General features: G+C 71.3%; 16 protein-coding genes and 5 tRNA genes. 14 read left to right on the plus strand and 7 right to left on the minus strand.

The window, feature by feature from the left end:
• The first annotated feature begins 179 nt into the window (after nt 1-179).
• The 5 genes from AB0M35_RS05410 to AB0M35_RS05430 all read left to right on the plus strand — a co-directional run bounded on the left by AB0M35_RS05410 (nt 180) and on the right by AB0M35_RS05430 (nt 2426).
• Nucleotides 180-252: transfer RNA gene (locus AB0M35_RS05410), tRNA-Gly, on the plus strand.
• Between the two features lie 34 nt (nt 253-286).
• Nucleotides 287-357 (plus strand) — tRNA-Cys (locus AB0M35_RS05415).
• A 13-nt stretch (nt 358-370) separates the two neighbouring features.
• Nucleotides 371-445, plus strand: a tRNA-Val gene (locus AB0M35_RS05420).
• 167 nt (nt 446-612) lie between these two features.
• Entirely contained in the window at nt 613-1209 is a 597-nt protein-coding gene (locus AB0M35_RS05425) for a PadR family transcriptional regulator (protein WP_363741669.1), read from the plus strand.
• Nucleotides 1206-2426: an FAD-dependent monooxygenase gene (locus AB0M35_RS05430; protein WP_363741672.1), complete on the plus strand. Its 1221-nt coding sequence runs from the start codon at nt 1206-1208 to the stop codon at nt 2424-2426. The genes AB0M35_RS05425 and AB0M35_RS05430 overlap by 4 nt, the downstream gene beginning before the upstream one ends.
• A gap of 106 nt (nt 2427-2532) precedes the next feature.
• On the opposite strand, the gene AB0M35_RS05435 is transcribed toward AB0M35_RS05430, so the two are convergent.
• Nucleotides 2533-2775 (minus strand): DUF6458 family protein, encoded by a 243-nt coding sequence (locus AB0M35_RS05435; RefSeq protein WP_363741675.1) that lies wholly within the window; start codon nt 2773-2775, stop codon nt 2533-2535.
• Between the two features lie 150 nt (nt 2776-2925).
• Between AB0M35_RS05435 and AB0M35_RS05440 the strand changes: the two genes are divergently transcribed.
• The 3 genes from AB0M35_RS05440 (at nt 2926) to AB0M35_RS05450 (ending at nt 4549) form a co-directional block, all read left to right on the plus strand.
• Nucleotides 2926-2998: transfer RNA gene (locus AB0M35_RS05440), tRNA-Gly, on the plus strand.
• A gap of 41 nt (nt 2999-3039) precedes the next feature.
• Nucleotides 3040-3114: transfer RNA gene (locus AB0M35_RS05445), tRNA-Val, on the plus strand.
• A 166-nt stretch (nt 3115-3280) separates the two neighbouring features.
• Nucleotides 3281-4549: an MFS transporter gene (locus AB0M35_RS05450; RefSeq protein WP_363741678.1), complete on the plus strand. Its 1269-nt coding sequence runs from the start codon at nt 3281-3283 to the stop codon at nt 4547-4549.
• Between the two features lie 39 nt (nt 4550-4588).
• Here AB0M35_RS05450 and AB0M35_RS05455 read toward each other — a convergent pair whose 3' ends face one another.
• Together AB0M35_RS05455 and AB0M35_RS05460 are read right to left on the minus strand one after the other, a co-directional pair.
• Nucleotides 4589-5260 carry a polysaccharide deacetylase family protein gene (locus tag AB0M35_RS05455; protein ID WP_363741680.1) on the minus strand — a complete coding sequence of 224 codons (672 nt, stop codon included), beginning with the start codon at nt 5258-5260 and terminating at the stop codon, nt 4589-4591.
• A gap of 3 nt (nt 5261-5263) precedes the next feature.
• Nucleotides 5264-5629 (minus strand): hypothetical protein, encoded by a 366-nt coding sequence (locus AB0M35_RS05460; RefSeq protein WP_363741683.1) that lies wholly within the window; start codon nt 5627-5629, stop codon nt 5264-5266.
• Nucleotides 5630-5889: 260 nt separating this feature from the next.
• Here AB0M35_RS05460 and AB0M35_RS05465 point away from each other — a divergent pair, with 260 nt between their 5' ends.
• The 4 genes from AB0M35_RS05465 to AB0M35_RS05480 all read left to right on the plus strand — a co-directional run bounded on the left by AB0M35_RS05465 (nt 5890) and on the right by AB0M35_RS05480 (nt 10727).
• Nucleotides 5890-7182: an extracellular solute-binding protein gene (locus tag AB0M35_RS05465; RefSeq protein ID WP_363741686.1), complete on the plus strand. Its 1293-nt coding sequence runs from the start codon at nt 5890-5892 to the stop codon at nt 7180-7182.
• Between the two features lie 61 nt (nt 7183-7243).
• Entirely contained in the window at nt 7244-8263 is a 1020-nt protein-coding gene (locus AB0M35_RS05470) for a LacI family DNA-binding transcriptional regulator (RefSeq protein ID WP_363741689.1), read from the plus strand.
• A gap of 177 nt (nt 8264-8440) precedes the next feature.
• Nucleotides 8441-9472: a LacI family DNA-binding transcriptional regulator gene (locus AB0M35_RS05475; protein WP_363741691.1), complete on the plus strand. Its 1032-nt coding sequence runs from the start codon at nt 8441-8443 to the stop codon at nt 9470-9472.
• Between the two features lie 241 nt (nt 9473-9713).
• Nucleotides 9714-10727 carry an NAD-dependent epimerase/dehydratase family protein gene (locus AB0M35_RS05480; RefSeq protein WP_363741693.1) on the plus strand — a complete coding sequence of 338 codons (1014 nt, stop codon included), beginning with the start codon at nt 9714-9716 and terminating at the stop codon, nt 10725-10727.
• A gap of 14 nt (nt 10728-10741) precedes the next feature.
• Here the strand turns inward: AB0M35_RS05480 and AB0M35_RS05485 are convergent, their stop codons facing one another.
• On the minus strand, nt 10742-11716 hold the full coding sequence (locus AB0M35_RS05485) for a nitroreductase (RefSeq protein ID WP_363741696.1): 975 nt from the start codon (nt 11714-11716) through the stop codon (nt 10742-10744).
• A gap of 240 nt (nt 11717-11956) precedes the next feature.
• On the opposite strand from AB0M35_RS05485, the gene AB0M35_RS05490 reads away from it, so the two are divergent.
• The gene (locus tag AB0M35_RS05490; RefSeq protein WP_363741699.1) at nt 11957-12595 is read left to right on the plus strand and encodes a response regulator transcription factor; all 639 of its coding nucleotides are present in this window, start codon (nt 11957-11959) and stop codon (nt 12593-12595) included.
• 105 nt (nt 12596-12700) lie between these two features.
• Here AB0M35_RS05490 and AB0M35_RS05495 read toward each other — a convergent pair whose 3' ends face one another.
• Nucleotides 12701-14329 (minus strand): GAF domain-containing sensor histidine kinase, encoded by a 1629-nt coding sequence (locus tag AB0M35_RS05495; RefSeq protein WP_363741986.1) that lies wholly within the window; start codon nt 14327-14329, stop codon nt 12701-12703.
• 140 nt (nt 14330-14469) lie between these two features.
• Entirely contained in the window at nt 14470-15495 is a 1026-nt protein-coding gene (locus AB0M35_RS05500; protein ID WP_363741702.1) for a nitroreductase family protein, read from the minus strand.
• Between the two features lie 240 nt (nt 15496-15735).
• On the opposite strand from AB0M35_RS05500, the gene AB0M35_RS05505 reads away from it, so the two are divergent.
• Complete coding sequence (locus AB0M35_RS05505) at nt 15736-17613, plus strand: heavy metal translocating P-type ATPase (protein WP_363741988.1); 1878 nt, start codon at nt 15736-15738, stop codon at nt 17611-17613.
• 26 nt (nt 17614-17639) lie between these two features.
• On the opposite strand, the gene AB0M35_RS05510 is transcribed toward AB0M35_RS05505, so the two are convergent.
• Nucleotides 17640-18515, minus strand: coding sequence for a universal stress protein (locus AB0M35_RS05510; RefSeq protein ID WP_363741704.1), 876 nt, complete (start codon nt 18513-18515; stop codon nt 17640-17642).
• Between the last annotated feature and the right edge of the window lie 41 nt (nt 18516-18556).

Here is an 18556-nt window from a genome sequence, read left to right on the forward strand (position 1 = left end):
GTTGTTACGTGGGGGAGCTTTTCGTTCGTCTTTCACCTTTCCGGCTGGTTAGCTACCCATCCTCCTAGGAAGGTCAGGCGTGGAGGTTTCTGACTCGCCGGAGGGCGGTACCCGATTTGGCAACCGTTCCATCGCTCGGCTAAAGTTCTCATCCGTCACCGGAAACACGCCGGGGGCATGCGGACGTAGCGCAGCTGGTAGCGCATCACCTTGCCAAGGTGAGGGTCGCGGGTTCGAATCCCGTCGTCCGCTCGGAGCTGCCGCCACGCTTGACGGGGGCAACCTCGGTGGGGTGGCCGAGAGGCGAGGCAACGGCCTGCAAAGCCGTGTACGCGGGTTCAAATCCCGTCCCCACCTCGGAAAACAGCAAGGGCGATTGGCGCAGTGGGAGCGCGCTTCCTTGACACGGAAGAGGTCACTGGTTCAAACCCAGTATCGCCCACCAGTTGATTGACACAGGCGAAGCCCGTCACCGGACATCGGTGGCGGGCTTCATCGTTTCCGCTCGACCGTCGTAGATCAGGTCGGTCGCCCAACTGCCTTGATCGTCGATGCAGCCTTGACGTCCCTTTAGTCAGTCCTGCATAGTCAGGATTGACTAAAGGAGTTGCCGTGGAGCGCCGACGCAAGGTCCCCAACCCGCTGGCCCTGGCCGTCCTCGCCTGGCTGCTCTGGGAGCCGATGCACCCCTACGAGTTGGGGCGGCGACTCAAACAGACCGGCCAGGACCGGCAGATCCGCTACACCCGCAGCGCGCTGTACATGGTGATCGAACAGCTCACCCGAGCGGGCTTCGTCGCACCACAGGAAACCGTCCGGGACAGCGCCCGACCCGAGCGGACGGTGTACGCGATCACCGACGACGGCCGGCACGAGGTGCACGACTGGCTGCGTACGCTGCTCGCCCAGCCACGCCAGGAGTACCCACACTTCGCCGTCGCGCTGTCGCTGTTGAGCCTGCTGCCGCCCGAAGAGGCCGTCGAGGTGTTGCGGCGCCGGTCGGCGGCGTTGGCCGGGCGGATCGAGGAGACCCGGACCACCGTGGCGGAGGCCCGCGCCGACGGCGTCGCCTGGATCTTCCTGGTGGAGGAGGAGTACAGCCTCGCCCTGCTGGAGGCGGAGCGGCGTTTCGTCACCGAACTGGTCGAGTCACTGAAGCAGCCGGACTACGCGAAGTCCTGGCAGGAAACCATGGGGGATCGAACATGACCGCTGTGCGTACCGCCCTGGTCGTCGGTGGTGGCATCGCCGGGCCGGTGACCGCGATGGCCCTGCGCCGCGCGGGGATCGAGGCGACGGTGTACGAGGGGCACCCCTCCGCCGCAGACGGTGCCGGCGTCACCCTGACCCTGGCCCCCAACGGGCTGGCGGCGCTTCGTGCAGTCGACGCCGAGCAGGCCGTACGCGAGGTCGGTCTGCCGATGCGTCGGACCGTGGTCACCGACGGCCGTGGTGGGCGGATCGGCGTGCTGCCACACGTCGCCGTCGAGCCGGTCACCATCGGTCTGTGGCGTGACGACCTGGCGCGGGCGTTGCGCGAAAGGGCCGAGGCGCAGGGCGTGCCGATCGTGTACGGCAAGCGCCTGGTGGACGCCGAGTCGACCGTCGACGGGGTGCTGGCCCATTTCGCCGACGGCTCGACCGCCGCCGCTGACCTGCTGGTCGGTGCCGACGGCATCCGCTCCCGGGTGCGTACGCTGATCGATCCGGCCGCCCCCGACCCGCAGGTGCTGCCGCTGCTCAACCTCGGCGGCGCCGCCCGGTACGCGGTGCCCGACGCGGACCCGGAGGCGATGTATCTCGTCTTCGGCTCCCGGGGGTTCTTCGGCTACTGGGTCGAGCCCGACGGCCGGACGGCCTGGTTCGCCAACATGCCCGACCCGCGACCGACCACCTGGTCCGAGGCGAACCGGACCCCGCCGCACCAGTGGCTGCACCGGCTCCGCGAGGTGTACGCCGACGACGTGCCGGCCCGGCAGGTGCTCGCGTACACCGACCCCGCCGACGTGGTGGCGATCGGGTCGATCGAGAGCATGCCGTCGGTGCCGCACTGGTACCGCGACCGGATGGTCCTGGTCGGTGACGCGGTGCACGCACCGTCACCCAGTTCCGGCCAGGGCGCATCACTGGCCGTGGAGAGCGCCGTGCAGTTGGCGCGCTGCCTGCGCGACTGTCCCGACCTGCCGGCGGCGTTCGCCGCCTACGAGCGACTGCGCCGTCCACGGGTGGAGAAGGTCGTCCGGCGTGGTCGGCAGACCACCTCCACCAAGACGGCGGGACCGATCGCGAAGCGGATGATGCGGATCATGATGCCGTTGGCGTTGCGCACCTTCCTCAACCCGGAGCGTTCTCTCGGCGCCGAGCAGCGCTACCGCATCGACTGGGACGCCACGGTCAGCGCGGAACTGGCCGAACGCGCCCGCTGACCGGGCTCGGCTCGGATGCACGGGACTTCGGACCCGCTCTCGGACACGACGATGGCGGCCACCGGCCGGTGGCCGCCATCGTCGTACCAACTCCTTTGGACGCCGGTCACAGCGGCGGCGCGACGTCCCGACGCTCCTCGACCCGGCGGTACTCCACCGGCTCCTCGGTGGTGGCCACCACCTGCCGCCGGCGTCCCCAGACGAGCGTGGTCATGATCAGACCGACCACACCGGCAGCCATCAGAATCCAGCCGACGACGTCCAGGTCCAGACCGCCGATGCTGGCGTTGAGCGCGAAGGTGAGGATGGCGCCCACCGCGAGCAGGAAGATACTGGTGCCGATACCCATGACAGCCTCCTTTTTCGGGGATGCGGTGTGCTGTCGAGGGGGTCTGTACCCCGCCGGTGAGCGGCGCAATCACCGGTGGTGTGGGGTGGCCGTTCGGGCGATCTTGTCATCGGGTAGAGTTGGCCCGTCCCCGGCGGTGCGCCGGGGCAGGCGGACGTAGCGCAGCTGGTAGCGCATCACCTTGCCAAGGTGAGGGTCGCGGGTTCGAATCCCGTCGTCCGCTCGCGATTCGCCCACACCCCGATGGGGTGTGGCGGTCACCACGGGCGATTGGCGCAGTGGGAGCGCGCTTCCTTGACACGGAAGAGGTCACTGGTTCAAACCCAGTATCGCCCACCAGCACGTCATGTCCGTCCGGGCACTTTCTCGCCTTTGAATCTGTGAGCACACCGGTTGGTGAGCCGCGTTCTGCCGGGCGCGAAGTCCGGACCGGATGGATCGGCCTGGCTGCGAGACTTCCCGCATGGCCCCTCCGGCGTTCGTGCGTTCGTCACCTTACTGGCCGGTGCTCCGGCATCCGGTCCTGCGGCGGCTGCTGCCGGGATTCGCGCTGTCCTATGTCGGTGAGGGAATGGGCCTGCTGGCGGTCAGCTGGCTGGCCATTCAGTTGGCTCCCCAGGCGAACGCCGGTGTCTGGGTGGCCGCTGCGGTAGCGGCCTACACGCTGCCGGGTGCGCTCGGAACCGTGTTGTTCGCCCGGGTGCTCAGCGGTCGCAGCGGTGCTCAGCTGGCCGCGTGGGACGCGGTCGTCCGGGCGGTGATGCTCGGGGCGATCCCCGTCGTCCACCTCGCCGGGGCCCTCGACATCAGCTGGTACACGGTGCTGCTGGGGCTCTCCTCGCTGTTGCGGTCGTGGGGGTCGGCAGGCCGGTTCACCCTCATCGCGGAGCTGCTGCCGGCGGAGCATCGGCTGGCGGGCAACGCGCTCATCGGCCTGTTCAGCGAGGCGTCGACCCTGGTCGGTCCGGCCCTGGCGGCACTGCTCATCGCTGCCGGCGGGCCGGTGCTCGTCATCGCCGTCGCCGCCGCGACGTTCGCCGTACTGGCGGTCAGTTACCTGCTCGCCGTGCCGAGGACGGCCCGTGCGCCGATCGAGGAACGCCGGGGGTCGAGCCTCGCCGGCTTCACCGCGATCTGGCGTGACCGCCGGCTGCTCGGTCTGTCCGCCCTCACCTTCGGGTTCTTCTTCCTCTACGGGCCGGTCCAGGTGGCCCTGCCGATCCACGTCGCCGAGGCGCTCGACAACTCCGCCGGCACCCTGGCCGCGTTCTGGACGGCATTCGGCGTCGGGGCGATCATCGGCGGGTTCGCGGCCGGCTACCTGCGCCGTTGGCGGTTGTGGCCGACCACCATCGCCATCGTCCTCGGCTGGGGTGCGGCACTGCTGCCGCTGGGCGTCGGCGCGCCGATCGGCGTGGCACTGGTCGCCATCGCGATCGGCGGACTGATCTGGGCGCCGTATCCGGCGACCACGATGGCGCTGCTGCAACGCAGCACCGACGGCGCCGCAAGAGCGCCGGTCCTCGCCGCGTACGCCGCGATCACGACCCTGTCCGTGCCGCTGGGCACCATCGCCGCCGGGCCGCTGATCACCGGCGTTGGTGCCGAGGCCACCATCCTGGCCGCAGCGGTGCTGACGGTGGCCTTCGGCGTCATCGCCGCGGCCGTCGCGATCTCGCGGGCCGTCCGGGTCAGGTCGGCGTACGACCTGGCCGACGTCGAGACCCCCGGCAAGGAGTCCGTACGCCAACTGGATCCGGAGCCGCTGCCCTGAACGCAGCGCCGCAGCGGCCCGGGGGTGACAACGCGCTGGTCAGTGGCGGGCGGGGGCGCAGGCCGGCGGGGGCAGGGCGAATTGCCAGCCACCTGCCCGCAGCTGTGGGATGACGAGGTCGACGGCGTCGACGGTCTGGCTGCGGTCGCCTCCGCCGTCGTGCAGCAGCACCACCGCACCGGGGGTGACCCCGTCGGTGAGGCGCCGGGCCAGTTCGTCGGTGCCGGGTGGCACCCAGTCGGTCACGGCCAACTGCCAGCCCATCGGCCGCATCCCCAACGCGGTCGCCACCGTCGGGCTCTGCCCCCAGGCACCGTACGGGGCCCGGAAGTAGGGCAGCGGTGCGTGTGGCACGGCCCGGCGGATGATCGCGTTGGTTTCCAGCAGGTCTGAGGCGATCCGGCCGAGAGTCCAGTCGCTCATGTCGTCGTGGTGCATGCTGTGGTTGCCCAGCGCGTGCCCGGCGGCGGTGATCCGGCGGACCAGCTCGGGGTACCTCGCGGCCTGATTGCCCTGGAGGAAGAAGACCGCTGGCACGTCGTGGGCGGCGAGCACGTCGAGCAGGCGCGGGGTGTGCACCGGGTGCGGCCCGTCGTCGAAGGTGAGGCAGAGGACGCGGTCGGTGCCGATCGTCGCTTCGGGGCAGGCCGCGATGCCCGGCCCGGAACTGGCGTGCTGCGGCGCCAGCGGGGGAGAGGTGCGAGATGACATCGCTCAGACCTCTTGGCGGTAGGTGGTGTGGTCGAAGTCGGCGTAGTGGCCGTCGCCACCGAGCGGTTCCAGCCCGGTCCGTCCGTCGTCGGCCCGGGTGAGGTACAGATAGTGCCAGTTCTGGGTGTTGTAATAGCCGGTCAGGCTGGCCAGATGCCGGTGGTTGCCGGGATCGAACTCGACCGTCTCCAGCGAGCAGCGTGCCGCCCCGGCCCGCCGTGCCACCGGGCTCGGGGTCTGCTCGTCGACCGGGGACCGGCCACCGTGGACGCGCAGGTGCGATGGGCGTGACCGCAGGTCGATCCAGCCGGGGAGCACGGGATTGCGGATCGACCGGCTGGTCGTCACGGCTGCGATCTCGGTCGACATGTGCGACTCCTTCCGGCTGATCGCGTAGCTTCTGATCCCGGTGCACTTCCGGAAAATTCATCGATGGACACGCCAGGATTGCCCACACGCTAGCGGCTGGAGTCTGCTTGCGACACCCCTCTTGACCGCGTGTGTCGACGCGTCGTAACGTGCCGGCCATCACCTCGAAAATACCGGCATTGGGCTGAAACTTTCGGGCTGCCGACTGGCCTCTCGCCGATTGTGGTGCTGCTCGCGCACGTCACATGAAGGGATGAGTCATGACAGCGCACGTCTCCCGCAGGTCGCTGCTCGGTCTGGCCGGTGCCGGTGCCGGTGCGCTCCTGCTCGGCGGCTGTGCGGGTGACGAACCCAGCGGGCCCGTCGGTCCACAACGGATCAGGTGGTGGCACATCCAGAACACCGAGCCCATGCTGCCGGTGTGGGCCGAGATGGCGAGGTTGTACGAGACCCGGCACGAGAACGTCACGATCGAGGTGAAGCCGCAGGAGAACGAGGTGTTCAAGGCCGAACTGGCCAAGGTCGTCAAGGCCGGCACGCCACCGGACCTGTTCCAGTCCTGGGGCGGTGGACTGCTGCGCCAGCAGGTGGAGGCGGGGCTGGTCAAGGACCTCACCTCGGAGGTGTCGCCGTGGATCGGCCAGCTGTTGCCGGCCGCGTTGCAGCCGTACACCGTCAACGGCCGGATCTACGGCATCCCGTTCGACATCGGCATGATCGGCTTCTGGTACAACCGTGACCTCTTCGCCGAGGCCGGCATCACCTCGCCGCCGAACACCTGGTCGCAGTTGCTGACGGCGGTCGGCAAGCTCAAGTCCGCGGGCATCGTGCCCATCGCGTTGGCCGGCAAGGACAAGTGGCCCGGGCACTACTACTGGGCGTACCTGGCGATGCGCATCGGTGGCCTCGGTGCGTTGCGGCGCGCGGCCGAGGACGGCAACTTCAACACCCCGGATTTCGTGGCCGCCGGCGATCGCTTCCGTGAACTGATCGACCTGCAACCGTTCCAGCCGGGCTTCCGACGAGCCGAGTACGGTTCGTCGGACGGACAGGCGGCGGCGATGGGTAACGGCGAGGCTGCCATGGAGTTGATGGGCCAGTGGGCCCCCTCCATCCAGGCGTCGTCGTCGACCAGCAAGTTGGGCATCGGCGGGCAACTCGGCTTCTTCACCTTCCCCATGGTGGAGGGCGGCAAGGGCGAGGCCACCGATGCCTTCGGCGGTGGTAACGGTTTCGCGGTCGGCCGTAACGCGCCTTCGGCCACGGTGGACTTCCTGCGCACGTTGCTGCGGTCGGAGAACCAGCGCTGGGCGGCGGAGACCGGTGCCGTGCTACCCACCAACCTGGCGGCCGTCGGCCGGATCAAGGACCCGAACAACCAGGTGGTCGCGGCGCATCTGGCCGTCGCGAGCGGGTTCCAGCTCTATCTCGACCAGGCGTTCCCACCGGCGGTCGGCGAGCAGATCAACAAGAGCGTCGCCGATCTGATCGTCGGCTCCAAGAAGCCGGACCAGATCGTCAAGGACATCACCAGAGTGGCGCAGAAACAGTAGCGATGTCCGCTGGCTGACTGGCCGGCAGCGGTAAGGGAAGTCTGAGCAGAGGGAGGGCCGCGTGGGTGCCAACGACAACCGCACGGTGACCATAGCGGCGATCGCACGCCTGGCCGGGGTGTCGGTGCCGACGGTGTCGCGGGTGATCAATGGTCGTTCGGACGTGGCTCCGCAGACGCGTCAGCGGGTGGAGGAGTTGCTGACCCGGCACGGTTATCGGCGTCGGCCGCCGAGTATGCGGGCGAGTTCGGGTCTGGTGGATCTGGTGTTCAACGATCTGGACAGTCCGTGGGCGGTGGAGATCATTCGTGGGGTGGAGGATGTGGCGCATGCCGCCGGGGTGGGCACGGTGGTGTCCGCCATCCACCGTCGCACCTCGGCCGCCAAACAGTGGCTCGACAACATCCGGACCCGTTCCACCGAGGGGGTCATCTTCGTGACCTCCACCCTTGAGCCACCGCAGCAGGCCGAGTTGCGCCGGCTCAACATCCCCGTGGTGATCGTCGACCCGGCCGGTGTCCCTTCCCAGGACGCGCCGACCATCGGTGCCACGAACTGGGCGGGCAGCCTGCGCGCCACCGAATACCTGATCGGTCTCGGACACCGGCGGATCGGCTTCATCGCCGGACTGCCCCAGTTGATGTGCAGCCGGGCCCGGATGGACGGCTACCGGGCCGCCCTGGAAGCCGCCGGACTGCCCATCGACGACCGGTTGATCCAGCCCGGCAACTTCTACCACGAGGCCGGGTTCGCCGGTGGGGCCCGGTTGCTGGCGTTGGCGGATCCGCCGACGGCGATCTTCGCGTCGAGCGATCAGATGGCGTTGGGGGTCTACGAGGCGGTACGACAGCGGGGGCTGCGGATGCCCGGCGACATCAGCGTGGTCGGCTTCGACGACCTGCCCGAGGTGCGCTGGTGCTCGCCACCGCTGACCACCGTACGTCAGCCGTTGGCCCAGATGGGGATGCTGGCCGCGCGTACGGTGCTGCGGCTGGCCAAGGGCGAGAAGGTGGAGAGTCCCCGAGTGGAGTTGGCCACCGAACTCGTCATCCGGGACAGCGCGGCAGCCCCGAAGAGCTGACTCAACCCTGGCAGGCCGGGCGGCTATTCTGCCCTGGCCGTTGGCTGGGTGTGAAGTGCACCAATTACCGGTAGGCGGCTGGAATTTCTCGGCACTAGGGTAGGGGAGGCAGCCGGCAGCCCGTCCCGGCCGCTCCTCGTCGCCGCGCGGGCTGTCGCCGTACCGGTTGGGAGTGCTGTGGCTGCCAGAGAGACCCGCAAGGTGACCATTTCCGTGATCGCCGACCTGGCCGGGGTGTCGGTGCCGACGGTGTCGCGGGTGATCAATGGTCGTTCGGACGTGGCTCCGCAGACGCGTCAGCGGGTGGAGGAGTTGCTGACCCGGCACGGTTATCGGCGTCGATCGCCGAGTATGCGGGCGAGTTCGGGTCTGGTGGATCTGGTGTTCAACGATCTGGACAGTCCGTGGGCGGTGGAGATCATTCGTGGGGTGGAGGATGTGGCGCATGCCGCCGGGGTGGGCACGGTGGTGTCCGCCATCCACCGCCAGAACACCTCGGCGGAACAGTGGCTCGACGGCATGCGGCGGCGCGGCACCGAGGGAGTCATCTTCGTGACCTCGATGGTGGAGCCCCCGCTACAGGCCGAGTTGCGCCGGCTCGACGTGCCCGTGGTGATCGTCGACGCGGACGGACTGCCGGCCCAGGAGGCGCCGACGATCGGTGCGGCCAACTGGGCCGGCGGCCTGCGCGCCACCGAATATCTGATCGGTCTCGGGCACCGGCGGATCGGGTTCATCGCCGGGCCTTCGCAGTTGATGTGCAGCCGGGCCCGGATGGACGGCTACCGGGCCGCCCTGGAAGCCGCCGGAATCACCTTCGACGAGGAACTCATCTGCCCCGGCGACTTCTACCACGAGGCCGGGTTCGTCGGTGGGGGGCGACTGCTGGCGCTGGCGGATCCGCCGACGGCGATCTTCGCGTCGAGCGATCAGATGGCGTTGGGGGTCTACGAGGCGGTACGACAGCGAGGGCTGCGCATCCCCGACGACATCAGCGTGGTCGGCTTCGACGACCTGCCCGAGGTGCGCTGGTGCTCGCCACCGCTGACCACCGTACGTCAGCCGCTGACCGAGATGGGGATGCTGGCCGCGCGTACGGTGCTGCGGCTGGCCAAGGGCGAGAAAGTGGAGAGTCCCCGAGTGGAGTTGGCCACCGAACTCGTCGTCCGGGACAGCGCCGCGTCAGTGGCCCAAGGAAACTACCGATAATTTTCCGGAAGTTGTTGACCGTCGTGTCGGCCGCAGCCGACGATGGAGTTGGTCACCCCGTTCGTAGAGCGAGGTGATCAGGTGGTCGCCCGCCGTGCCCGCGGCACCGCCGAACCTGGCCCGCGCCGACCGGACAACTGAACGTCCGGTCGGCGCGGGCACCCTTGTTCTGCTGTCGGCAGATCTGCTGACGGTGAACCGGGCTCCCGTCCACCCTCGAGCGAACGGCAGGGTGGACCGCATGCGACTGCTGATGCTGGGCGGGACGGGATTCGTGGGCGGGGCGACGGTCGAGGAGGCGCTTGATCGCGGCTGGTCCGTCACCGTGTTCAACCGGGGGCGGCACGGGGCTCCTCCGGCGGGCGTACGACGACTGGTGGGTGACCGCCTCGCCCTCGACGGGCTGGCCGCGCTCGCCGACGGCGAGTGGGACGTGGTCGTCGACACCTGGGACGGTGCGCCGCAGGCCGCGCGAACGGTGGCGCGGCTGCTGGACGGCCGGATCGGCCACTACGTCTACGTCTCCAGCGGGTCGGTCTACGCGCCGCCGGTGCCGGCGGGGGTGACCGAGTCGGACCCGGTGGTCGACGCCGACCCGGATGCCACCGAAGGCGACTATCCGCAGCTGAAGGCCGGTGCCGAGCGCGCACTGCGTGAGGTGTTCGGCGAGCGCGTGCTGCTGGCCCGGGCCGGGCTGATCCTCGGCCCCGGCGAGGACGTCGGCCGACTGCCGTGGTGGCTGAGCCGCGTCGCGCGGGGCGGCGACGTGCTGGCGCCCGGTCCCGTCGACCTGCCGGTGCAGTACGTCGACGTCCGGGACCTGGCGGCCTTCCTGCTGGACGCCGGTGCGGCACGGCGCGGCGGAGCGGTCAACGTGGTCGGTCGGCCCGGGCAGGCCACCTTCGGTGAACTGCTCGACGCCTGCCTCGCCGCCACCGGCGCCGACGCGCGGCTGCGCTGGGCCGATCCGGAGCGGATCCTCGCCGCCGGGGTGGTGCCCTGGAACGATCTGCCGATCTGGATCCCGCCCGGACACGAGTGGCGGTGGCTGCAACAGATGGACGTCGCCCACGCGTACGCCGACGGACTCAGCTGCCGGCCGCTGACCGACACGGTGGCCGACACCTGGTCGTGGCTGCGCCGGGTCGGTCAGGTGCCGTCCCGGGCCGGTCGTCCGCCCCGGCCGCCGGTCGGCCTGGACCCGCAACGGGAGGCCGCTCTGCTGGCCACACTCACCGTGGACCGGCCGGTCTAGACGCTTGTCCGGCGCTACGCGTGGTGCACCGGTAGGTCCAGCACCTCGTCGACGTGGCGGCGAGGGGTGGGCCAGCCGGGCTGGCCGTACCCGATGCGCATCACCATCTGGGGTGCGCCGAAGCGCCCCAGCGACACGCGCAGCTGTTCCCGTGCCGACGGCACCTCGACCGGTTGGGACAGCATCGACACCGACAGGCCGCATTCGGTGGCGGTGAGCAGCACCCGCTGCAACGCCTGACCGGCGACGACCTGGTCGACGGCGGTGTTGCCGGGCGAGCCGAGCACCGCGACCAGTGGTTCGGGTTCGAAGTCGCGGCCGGGCGGTCGTTGCCGGTCGCCGAAGCCCCGCGCCGGCAGCAGGTCCTGCGGTTCGGCGTGGGGACCGCCGGCAGCGGCCGGTACGCCGTCGAGCGCGTGCGCCCGACGTACCCAGGCCTCCCGTTCCGCCCGGTAGGCCGGGTCGCGTTCGAGGACGCGGTTCGCGCTGTGGGCGAGTTCGGCGAACGCGTTCACCGCGCTGACCCCGATCAGCAGTTCCAACCAGCAGTGCTCGGTACGCGCCGCGTCGCCGAGCCGCCATCGAGCGTCGGCCGGAACCGGATCGGGCCAGAACGGGGCACGGTTGCTGAACCGGCGGGGGATGGCCGCGTACAGGCTCTGTTCGGCGGGGGTGGGCCGGCGTGGCACGTCCGGCACCAGCCTTGCCACCACGTCCGGTTCCGCCGGGTACGGCCGTAGCCGGACCGTCGCCGGGCTACCCGCTACCGCAAGGGCCAGCCGCAGGTTGAACAGGGCTGCTCCGGCGGCGATGCGGGCACCCCAGCCGCTGGGGTCGGTGGCGGGTAGCCGGCGGGCCGGGTCGACGAGGACCTCGATGCCGCCGTCGCGCAGCCGGAACCGCCACGGCTGGACGTTGTGCAGGGACGGCGCACGGATCGCGTCGGTGGCCGCGGCCCGCAACTGTTCGACGGTGTAGCCGGTTTCCATGGTCGTACCCCCTGACACTCACCCGTTACACCCCACGGTGCGCCCCCACTACCCCTTGCGAGCAGGGCCACACGTCCCGAACCCCCGGGACCCCCGCCCGCCCCTTGCCTGTGTTGATCAAGAGCTTTGGGTCGAGATCCGGGCGGAGGCCGACGCAAACTTCTTGATCAACTGGGCTGGGCGGGGGGTTGGGACCTTTGGCCCGTGCGGGGGGTGGGGTGGACGGGGTAGAAACGGGGGATGATCCGGGTGTTCTTGCTCGACGACCATGAGGTCGTCCGTCGTGGCCTCGCCGACCTGCTGCACGCCAGTGGCGACATAGAGGTGGTCGGTGAGTCCGGCTCCGCGCAAGAGGCGGCCCGCCGGATTCCCGCGCTGCGGCCGGACGTGGCGATCCTCGACGCTCGGCTGCCCGACGGCAACGGCATCGACGTCTGCCGGGACATCCGGGCGGTGGACTCCTCGATCAAGGGACTGATCCTGACCTCGTACGAGGACGACGAGGCGCTGTTCGCCGCGATCATGGCCGGCGCCTCCGGCTATGTGCTCAAGCAGATCCGCGGCACCGACCTGGTCGACGCGGTGCGTCGGGTGGCGGCTGGTCAGTCGCTGCTCGACCCGGCGATCACCACCCGGGTGCTGGACCGCATCCGCAGCGGGGTGGAGCAGCCCCGCGAGTTGCAGTCCCTCACCGAGCAGGAACGGCGGATCCTGGAGTACGTGGCCGAAGGGCTGACCAACCGGGAGATCGCCGGCAAGATGTTCCTGGCCGAGAAGACGGTCAAGAACTACGTCTCCAGCGTGCTGGCCAAGCTGGGCCTGGAACGGCGCACCCAGGCAGCCGTGCTCGCCACCCGTCTGCTCGGCAAGAGCCACTGACCCGCTCGGCGAGCGTCACTGACCGGCTCGGCGAGCGCCGCTGACCGGCTCGGCGAGCGCCGCTGACCGGCCCGGCGAGAGCCTGCTGACGGCGGACTGTGCTGGTCAGTCCCGCAACGGGATCGACCAGCACAGTTCGGTGCCGCGCGGCTCGGCCGGGCGTACCTCGAAAACGCCGCCGTGCCGCTCGGCGCGTTCACGCAGGTTCACCAGGCCGCCCCGGGCGGCGGTCGGGTCGCATCCCACCCCGTCGTCGGTGACGACGACGCTGACCCGGGTGGCTTCGACGCTCACGGTCACCGACACGGCCGACGCCTGCGCGTGGCGTACGGCGTTGGAGAGGGCCTCGCGCAGCACGGCGGTCAGCTCGGGACGCACCGGGTCGGGCACGGCGCTGTCGATCGGCCCGATCAGCTCCAGACGGGGTCGGAAGCCCAGCGACTCGGCGGCCACCTCGACGGCCTCGCGGATCTCGGTACGCAGCGCCGCACTCACCGGGCTACGCAGCTCGAAGATCGTGCGCCGGATGTCCTTGATCGTGGCATCCAGGTCGTCGACCGCGGCGTTGATCCGCTTCGCCAACTCGGGGCGCCCGGCCAGCGGCACCGCGCTCTGCAACTGCAGGCCGGTGGCGAACAGCCGCTGGATGACCACGTCGTGCAGGTCCCGGGCGATGCGTTCGCGGTCCTCCAGGACCACCAACTGCTCCCGTTCCTCCTGCCCCCGGGCCCGCTCCATGGCCAGCGCGGCCTGCCCGGCGAAGCTGCCCAGCAGCACCACGTCGTCGTCGGTGGCGCCGTCGTGGTCGACGCTGTGCGCGATCACCAGGACACCGTGCAGCGTGTCGGCGGTGGCCAGCGGCGAGATCACCGCCGGCCCGGTGTGCAGCACCGCCGGCCACGGCGCGGCGTGCGCCAGGTCGTCCACCGAGGTGTGCCGGCCCTCGGTGACCGGGCCGGCGAAACTCGTGTCGTCGGCCGGCAGCACCGTGCCGACCAGCGCGCGGGCCTGCGCGCCGGCACCGTCGACGACCTCCACGGTGAAATGCTCGGCGATGTCGTCGTAGAGCAGCACCAGGGCCAACTCGGCCTCGGCGACCTCCCGGGCGCGGCGGGCCACCAGGGTCAGCGCGTCGGTACGGCGTACCTCACCGAGCAGCAGCGAGGTGATCTCGGCGGTGGCGGCGAGCCAGCGTTCCCGCCGGTTGGCCAGCGCGTACAGCCGGGCGTTCTCGATCGCCACGCCGGCCGCCGCGGCGAGCGCCACGACGATCTCCTCGTCGTCCTCGGTGAACTGCGCGCCGCCCTGCTTCTCGGCCAGGTAGAGGTTGCCGAAGACCTGGTCCCGGATGCGGATCGGCACCCCGAGGAAGGTGTGCATCGGCGGGTGGTTCGGCGGGAAGCCGTACGAGTGGGGGTGCTGGGTGATGTCCGGCATCCGCAGCGGCTTGGGATCGTCGATGAGCAGGCCGAGCACGCCCCGGCCGTGCGGCAGGTCACCGATCTTGGCGTGCAGCTCCGGCGAGATGCCGTGGGTGATGAAGTCGTGCAGGGTCCGGTCGGCGCCGATCACACCGAGCGCGCCGTACCGGGCGCCGGCCAGGTCACAGGCCGACTGCACGATCCTGCGCAGGGTGCTGTGCAGATCCAGGTCGGTGCCGATGCCGACCACCGCGTCGAGCAGAGCCCGCAACCGTTCCCGGCTGGTCACGACCTCGCCGACCCGGTCCAGCATCTCCTGGAGCAGTTCGTCGAGGTGGACCCGGGACAGCGGACTGAGCCCGAGCGAGGGGGGCTCGTGGCGGGGGTTCGGTGCGCCGTCAGTCACCCGGCGATGCTATCCGGCGTACCGCCGGGACAGAACGCCCGCGACGGTCAGCCGTCCACGGCCGAGGTGTCCACCACCTGTTCCCGGGGCAGGCGCGGGGTGTGCGGCGGCCCGGCGTGTTCCGGGTCGGCCATCCCCAGGCGCAGTACGAGGTACGGGTGGCCGAACCCGGCCAGCACCTGACGCAGGATCTGGCGGGTGCCACCGACCTCCACCACCCCGCTCAACGGCACCACGGACACACCCAGCCGGGTGGCGAGCAGCCAGGCCGCGGAGAGCGCCTCCCCGGCGCGTAGCCAGCTGCGTGGATCGTCCTCGTCGCCGTAGAGCACCCCGTACGACGCCGCCCGGTCGTGGCCCGGACCGCCGGGCAGGGCGCCGGGGCGGCCGAAGTCGCGGCCCGGCACGGTGGTCTGCGCGGGCTGCTCCAGCAGCACCTCCGGCGGGAGTCCGCTGCCACCCGCGCGGCTGGTCCAGTACTCCAGCTCCGCCCGCAGCGCGGAATCCTCCGACTCGACCGCGGCGGCGTGCGAGGCCGCGGCGGCCAGTTGCAGCACCTGGTCGCGGTTGAGGATCTCCAGGTGGGTGCCCTGCGCGGCGGCGGCCGACGCGATCGCGGTCAGCGTCTGCTCGCTGACCGGTTCTTCGCTGACCGGGCGCCGGTCGGTGTGCCGCACCTGCATGCACTGCACCATGCGCATCGCGTCCGGGTCGACGCCGGAGGGCTGCGGCTCGGTCAACCGGGCGAGCAGCTCCGGCTCGCCCGGATCGGGCATCCGGTGCACCGTCGCCGTCCAGCCCTCGGCGGCCAACGCCAGTCGCGCGTGGTGCAGCGCGGCGCCGCAGCTGAGCGTGACCAACTCACCCGTCGGGTCGGTGGCCGTCGGGTGACGCTCGCGGACCACCCGCAGCTCCAGTGCGTCGGGGAGCACCCGCCAGCGCCAGGGCTGCGTGTTGTGTACCGAAGGCGCGTGGCCGGCCATCGCGGCGGCCTCCGCGAGGGCGGTGGTCAGCGGGCGGTGGGTAGCCGGCGTCTGGTGGCTCATCGTCACGACCTTTCCGTATGTCCCCATCGTGCCGCACGGCGGTACGGCTGTGGGTCGGGACCAGTTCATCCTGGGGCACGCGTCAGCCGTCCGCACGGACCGCCGGGCCCTCCGGCAGGGGCCCTCCGGCCCGGATTCTGCCCGGAACCGGGCGATTGCGGGGTCTGCTGGCGGGAACCGGCCGACCTGGGGCCCGCAGGTTGGGACGATCCGCTGGTGGGGGCGCAGTCGGAGAGCGGCGGTTCGGGACATGGTGCAGGCGAGTGCCTGCCGGAGCACCCGGCGCGGCGCGGCCGGTCCGGTCGGCTGCACCTGCGGTGGGGGTTGTGGGCGCCGCTGACCGGGCTGACCGCGCTGGTACTGGTCGGGGTGGGGTTGCGGGTGGCCGGGCGGATCGGCGCAGCCGATCTGGTGTGGGCGGGGGTCACCCTGGTCGCGCTGCTGCCCGCAGCCGCCTCGGTGCTGCGTGACCTGTGGCGGCGCCGGTTCGGCGTGGACGTGATCGCCGTCCTGGCGCTGGCCGGTGCACTCGGCGTCGGGGAGTACCTGGCCGGCGCGGTGATCGCGGTGATGCTGGCCACCGGGCGGACGCTGGAGGCGTACGCGCAGCGGCGGGCGACCCGGGATCTGCGGGCCCTGCTGGAACGGGCGCCCCGCACCGCGCGACGGCGTACCGCCGACGGTGGTGTCGAGGTGGTGCCGGTGGACCGGGTGGCGGTGGGGGATCGGCTGCTGGTCGGCCCCGGTGACGTGGTCGCCGTCGACGGCGTCACCGAGGCACCCGCGACGCTGGACGAGTCGGTGGTCACCGGGGAGTCCCGGCTCGTCGAGAAGGGGATCGGCGCGGCGGTGGCCAGTGGCGTGATCAATGCCGGTGCCGGCTTCGGAATGCGGGCCACCGAGAGCGCCGCACGCAGCACGTACGCGGGAATCGTCCGGCTGGCCGAGGAGGCGACCGCCCGCAAGGCGCCGACCGTACGGCTGGCCGACCGGTACGCGGCAGCCTTCGTACCGTTCACCCTGGTGCTGGCCGGGCTGGGCTGGGTGTTGTCCGGCGACTTCATCCGCGCGGTGGCGGTGCTGGTGGTGGCGACCCCGTGCCCGCTGCTGCTGGCCACCCCGATCGCCATCGTCTCCGGGCTGTCCCGGGTGGCCCGCCGGGGCGTGCTGGTGCGCGACGGCGGGTCGCTGGAACTGCTGGGCCGGGTCCGTACCCTGCTGGTGGACAAGACCGGCACGCTCACCGCCGGCCGTCCCCGGGTCGCCGAAACCGTCGTCGCCCCCGGCGACGACCCCGACGAGGTGTTGCGGCTGGCCGCGTCGGTGGAGCAGTTGTCCCCCCACGTGCTGGCCGCGGCGCTGGTCGACCAGGCCCGCGACCGAGGACTGCGGTTGACCACGCCGACCGAGGTGACCGAGGAGCCGGGACGGGCGGTGAGCGGCCGGGTCGACGGACGGCGGATCCGGGTCGGGCAACTCGCCGGTGAACCGCCATCCTGGGTCCGGCCCCGACTCGACGAGCCGGGACACTCCGTGGTCTGGGTGGCCGACGACGCCGGGCCGATCGGGGCCGTGCTGCTGGAAGATCCGGTACGCCCCGACGCCCGCCGAGCCGTGGACCGGCTGCGCGCGGCCGGGCTGACCCGGATCGTGATGGTCACCGGCGACCGGCCGGATGCCGCCCGGCGGGTCGCCGACGCGGTGGGCGTCGACGACGTGCTGGCCCGGTGCACGCCGCAGGAGAAGGTCGCCCGGGTACGGGCCGAGGCCGACCGGGCGGTCACGGTGATGGTCGGCGACGGCGTGAACGACGCACCGGCGCTGGCGGAGGCGCACGTCGGAGTGGCCATGGGAGCCACCGGGGCGACCGCCTCCGCCGACGTGGCCGACGCCGTACTCACCGTCGACCGGCTCGATCCGCTCGCCGACGCGGTCGAGATCGCCCGGTACGCCCGCCGGATCGCCGTGCAGAGCGCCACCATCGGGATGGGGCTCGCCGTCCTGGCGATGGGCTTCGCGGCGGCCGGTCGACTTCCCCCGGTGGCCGGCGCCTTCCTTCAGGAGGGCATCGACGTGCTGGTGATCCTCAACGCGCTGCGCGCCCTGCACGGTGGCTCGCGCGCCACCGGCTCCCCGCCGGCCTGACGACCGGCGGGGAAGGTGGTGGACGCTCAGCGTTCCCGTACGACTACCACCGGGCTGTGGGCGTGTTGGATGAGCTGTTGGCTGACCGAGCCGAGCAGCATGCCGCGCAGGCCGCCACGGCCTCGGGTACCGACCACCATGAGCTGCGCGTTACGACTGGCGTCGATCAGCAGTCCGGCGGGTGCGGCGGCCACCGTCTCGACGCTCACCTCGACGTCGGGGAAGGTCGCCTGCCAGCGGCGCAGCGGCTCGTCCAGGTCGGCGCGCTGTGCGGCGAGTGCCGCCTCCCGGGCCTGCTCGCCGGTCAGGGTCCACTGCTCCCGGCCGGGCTGCCAGGCCCGCACCACGTGCAGCGGCACCCGCCGCAACGCCGCCTGCTCGATGGCGAAGCCGAGCGCCAGCAGCGACTGTTCCGAACCGTCCACGCCGACCGCGACGTGTCCGGCCCGGGTGCCGACGGCGGTCTCGCGGCGGACCACCACCACCGGACAGTGCGCGTGTGCGGTGACGCTGACGGCGGTCGAGCCGGCGAGCAGACCGGCGAAGCCGCCGTGCCCACGGCTGCCCAGCACCACCAGGCCGGCCTCGGTGGAGCACTCCTCCAGCACCAGGGCGGGCGGACCGTCGAGCACCTCGCCGCTGACCGTCAGGTCGGGGTGCGCGGCGGCAGCCTCGGACGCCGCCTTGCGTACCAGCTCCTCGACCTGCTGCCGGGCCTGCTCGTCCGGCCACATCCCGGGCGTCATGCCGGGCCCGATCCAGCCGGCCACGGTGAGCCATTCGAAGATGTACGCCAGCCGCACCGGTCGGCCGTCCAGCCTGGCCTGCGCCAGCGCCCACTCCAGGGCCGCCGCCGCGTCCGGTGAACCGTCGTAACCCACCAGAATCTGCGCGTCGCTCATGACAGCACTCCGCTGCGCTGCGTGCTGCCATGAGGCACCGC

Origin of the sequence: Micromonospora sp. NPDC051196, assembly GCF_040682415.1 — a bacterium.
Classification (GTDB): domain Bacteria; phylum Actinomycetota; class Actinomycetes; order Mycobacteriales; family Micromonosporaceae; genus Micromonospora.